A 4,257-nucleotide genomic window follows, 5' to 3' on the forward strand; every position below is an offset into this window, starting at 1 on the left:
GACGCGCATCCAGGCATCATCGCCGCCGACTTTCTGCAGGCCGACGTAGAAAGTGTTGCCGCCGTATTTGGCCGAGAGCATGGCGAATGCGGTTTTGTTGTCCAGGTCGCCGGCCAACGCGCTGCCGTCTTCCTTTCCGGTGAAGTAGCCGAGGTTGGCGCCCAGGGTCCAGTTGCCAATGGGCTGGCTGTGGGTCAGGTTGAAATATTGCTGCTGGTAGATGTCGGACAGTTCCGCGTACCACACGCCGACCTGGGTGCGTTTTTCGTTGAAGGCGTATTCACCGCCGCCGAAGTTGAAACGGTCGGAGGTGAACGCACCGCGGCCGTTCATCGACATGTCTTCCATGCTCGCGTCGTTGCGCGGACTGTTGGCGCGGAACTGACCGCCGTAGAGGGTCAGACCGTTGATTTCGGTGGAGGTCACCTGGCCGCCACGGAAGGTTTGCGGCAGGGAGCGACCGTCGTCGGAACGCAGGATTGGCAGCACTGGCATCCACTCACCGACTTTCAATTCGGTCTTCGACACCTTGGCCTTGAGGGCCACGCCCAGGCGACCGAAGTCATCGGCCGGGCGGCCGTCATCGTGCACTGGCAGCAGTTGAGTACCAGTGGTGCCACGGCCGCCGTCGAGCTTGACCGAGTACATGCCCAGCACGTCCACGCCGAAACCGACCGTGCCCTGGGTGAAGCCGGACTTGGCGTCGAGGATGAAACTCTGGGTCCATTCCTCGGCTTTGCCTTGGGCATTGTTCGAGTTGGTGAAGTTGCGGTTGATGTAGAAGTTGCGCAGGTTGAGGTTGACCTTGGCATCCTCGACAAACCCCGACTCCGCGGCCAGAACGGNGCCGTCGAGCTTGACCGAGTACATGCCCAGCACGTCCACGCCGAAACCGACCGTGCCCTGGGTGAAGCCGGACTTGGCGTCGAGGATGAAACTCTGGGTCCATTCCTCGGCTTTGCCTTGGGCATTGTTCGAGTTGGTGAAGTTGCGGTTGAAGTAAGCGTTGCGCAAATTCAGCGTGGCCTTGGCATCATCGACGAAGCCTTCGGCGCTGGCGGTCATGGGCAGGAACGCCGCAAGGCTGCTGCAACCGAGCAGAATCAGGGCGGGGCTGGTGTTGAGAAGGGTACGGCGGTTTGGACGGTGGTCGGGCGAAAAACGGACACGTGTGCTCACTATGACGCTCCCTACTTTTTTGTTGTTTTTATTTGTCATACGTCGTCGTACAACATGCTGGGGATTATTTGGAAGCGGCTGCTCGTTGTCAACTGGCCATTATCGGAATTATCCAACTTGAGGGTGCTTCAAAATGAGGCGTTTCAATGGTTGTCATCGATCGAGGTCAAGATCGCAGGCCGTGTCGCCGGGGCAAATTCGAGGTTTGAGAATAGCGGGGAGGGTGCTTAGTTGTGCGATGACTGGTCTAAGACATTAGTCGAATGCCCACGATCAGAAGGCTTGTGATCGTTCCCACTCTCTGCGTCACCCTCCAGAAGCGGAACGCGGAGCGTCCCTGGCGGCGTTCCCACGCGGAGCGTGAGGAACGATCTCCACAGCCCTGCGACCTGATCGTTCCCACGCTCTGCGTGGGCATGCATCCCGTGACGCTCTGCGTCACCTTCCACAAGCGGAACGCGGAGCGTCCCTGGCGGCGTTCCCACGCGGAGCGTGAGGAACGATCGACTGGTGTTTGTTAACCCGTGTTTCCTGTCCGGATGGGCTTGTGTTTATCCATATGTAGGATCGTTCGGGATCGGGCTACGTTGTCTTGCGCCGTTGCCTACAACTGCGCCAGAATCCGCCGGCTTGTGCGCCTGGGGCCGATCGGGTTTGGTAGCCCGGCTTTTGACTTGTCGCATAGCCCTTTGCAGCAGAGGCCTTTTGGTATCTGTTTTATGGCGGTCATGCGCAGGGCGTCTTCGGACGCGCCGGTTCTCCAAGTCACCGGTCTACCAACCCGCGTATGGCCGCCACCCTTCGTTTGGTAGCGAGGGTGATGGCTCTCCTTTTTTTGATTTGGAGATTCATCTATGTTCAAACCAACACCCAACCCACCGGACACCGATCCGACTTCACCGCGCAAAAAAACCAATACCCAAAAACTCGACGAAGCCGCCGAGCGCGCCCTCGATTATTACCTGAACCCCAAACCGGACAAGCCCGAAGCCGATGCTGCGGCCGGCCAGCTCTTCACCGTCGTCAACGGCGTCGACACCGAAACCCTGCTCGCCAACCTCAGCGAAAACCTGGCCTCGGCCAACGCCATGGTCAGCGACCTGGCCTTCGACCTGGAAGGGCCCAGGCGCCACATTGCCCTGGGCATCCAGCAATTGATTGAACTGAGCGCAATGCTGGCGAATCGTGCGCTGGACAACGTCGAAGCACGCCAGCCGACATAGCGCGAAACCCGCTTTTGTGGCGAGGGCGCTTGCTCCCGCTGGGCTGCGCCTGTAGGAGCTGTCGAGTGCAACGAGGCTGCGATCTTTCCCCAGACACTTGAATCTCAAGCGAAAGATCAAGATCAAGATCAAAAGATCGCAGGCTTCGCCAGCTCCTACAGAACCGAGCGGGAGCAAGCTCCCAGTCCAACAGAGGGACCGTGTTTATCCATATGTAGGATCGTTCGGGATCGGGCTACGTTGTCTTGCGCCGTTGCCTACAACTGCGCCAGAATCCGCCGGCTTGTGCGCCTGGGGCTCTATCGTTTCCGGGTCGCTGATTGAATCAGTGATCGGGTTTGGTAGCCCTGGTGTCGGTGCATAGCGTCATCTCTTGCAAGTGCAATCACGCACTTCGCTTTTTGGTGGCCATGCGCAGGGCCTCTTCGGAGGCGCCGGCTCCGATGCCCGGTCTACCAACCTTCGTATGGCCGCCACCCTAATTCGTTTGGTAGCGAGAGGGTGTTGGCTCCCATCTACAGCATCGGAGCTTCATCTATGTTCAAACCAACACCCACCCACCGGATACAGATCCCTCCAACTCAAAAGCGTTCGACAAAGCCGCCGACCGCATCCTCGACCACTACCTCAAGCCCAAACCCAGCAAACCCGAGCCTGATCCCAGCCAACTGTTCACCGTCGTCAACGGCGTCGACACCGAAACCCTGCTCGCCAACCTCAGTGAAAACCTGGCCTCGGCCAACGCCATGGTCAGTGACCTGGCCTTCGACCTGGAAGGGCCCAGGCGCCACATTGCCCTGGGCATCCAGCAATTGATTGAACTGAGCGCAATGCTGGCAAACCGCGCGCTGGACAACGTCGAAGCACGCCAGCCGACATAGCGCACTCTGTTTGATCGTTCCCACGCTCCTGCGTGGGCATGCATCCGGTGACGCTCTGCGTCACCCTCCAGAAGCGGAACGCGGAGCGTCCCTGGCGGCATTCCCACGCAGGAGCGTGGGAACGATCAAGATCAAAAGATCGCAGGCTTCGCCAGCTCCTACAGGGATCCCCAGTGTTTTCAAAAGTGGGTGAATGCTAGTCTTGATCAACGCTGTTGCCAGGGAGCCCTCATGGGCAATCACAAGATCGAGATTCGTCGCAGTAACGTCGAGAAAATCCTGTTGGCCGCCGAGAAGGTCTTTGCCGAGAAAGGCTTCGGCAGCACCGCCATGGCCGACATCGCCGCCGAAGTGCAATTGCCTCGTTCCAACCTGCATTACTACTTCAGCACCAAGAGTGAACTGTACAGCGCCGTGCTGTTCGATCTGCTGGAGGTCTGGAAGCAGGACGCCTTGTGCTTCGAAATGTTCGACGACCCGCGGGTGGTGCTCAGCAGCTACATCCGCGCCAAGATGAACCACTCCCGCAGCCGGCCCTACGGCTCAAAGGTCTGGGCCAACGAAATCATCCACGGCGCCCCGACACTGGGCCAGGCGCTGGACGCCAGCCTCTATGACTGGGCGAAGATGAAGGAAGCGAAAATCCGCCAATGGGTGGAGGACAAACGCATCCTCCCGGTGGAGCCTTCAAGCCTGCTCTACATGATCTGGGCCTCGACCCAGCACTACGCCGACTTCGACCACCAGATCAACATCCTCAACGACCACCAGCCGCTGTCGGACATGCAGTTCGAACGGGCGGTGCAGACGGTGACCAGTGTGATTTTGCGGGGGATTGGGTTGGAGCCTTGAGATTTGTGGTGGGGCTGATGGCCTCATCGCGAGCAAGCTCGCTTGTATGTTTAGACTTGAAGGGGTGGGCGGGACTAAAAGCTCGATTCCGACTCTAGCCAGTACGGACCGTGGGAGACTTC

General features: G+C 59.0%; 2 protein-coding genes and 3 pseudogenes. 3 read left to right on the forward strand and 2 right to left on the reverse strand.

The window, feature by feature from the left end; translation table 11 throughout:
• Together ASC85_RS23955 and ASC85_RS32750 are read right to left on the reverse strand one after the other, a co-directional pair.
• Nucleotides 1-840: pseudogene (locus ASC85_RS23955) on the reverse strand (OprD family outer membrane porin); the annotation flags it as partial.
• A 6-nt stretch (nucleotides 841-846) separates the two neighbouring features.
• Nucleotides 847-1,179, reverse strand: a pseudogene (locus ASC85_RS32750) (OprD family outer membrane porin); the annotation flags it as partial.
• 854 nt (nucleotides 1,180-2,033) lie between these two features.
• Here ASC85_RS32750 and ASC85_RS23960 point away from each other — a divergent pair.
• From ASC85_RS23960 to ASC85_RS23970, 3 genes and pseudogenes are all read left to right on the forward strand, one after another.
• The gene (locus ASC85_RS23960; protein ID WP_057451659.1) at nucleotides 2,034-2,402 is read left to right on the forward strand and encodes a DUF6124 family protein; all 369 of its coding nucleotides are present in this window, start codon (nucleotides 2,034-2,036) and stop codon (nucleotides 2,400-2,402) included.
• A gap of 537 nt (nucleotides 2,403-2,939) precedes the next feature.
• A pseudogene (locus ASC85_RS33270) lies at nucleotides 2,940-3,283 on the forward strand (DUF6124 family protein).
• Nucleotides 3,284-3,514: 231 nt separating this feature from the next.
• Complete coding sequence (locus ASC85_RS23970; protein ID WP_003202912.1) at nucleotides 3,515-4,135, forward strand: TetR/AcrR family transcriptional regulator; 621 nt, start codon at nucleotides 3,515-3,517, stop codon at nucleotides 4,133-4,135.
• Nucleotides 4,136-4,257 lie beyond the last annotated feature (122 nt).

The organism is Pseudomonas sp. Root401, assembly GCF_001425105.1.
Lineage (GTDB): Bacteria > Pseudomonadota > Gammaproteobacteria > Pseudomonadales > Pseudomonadaceae > Aquipseudomonas > Aquipseudomonas brassicacearum.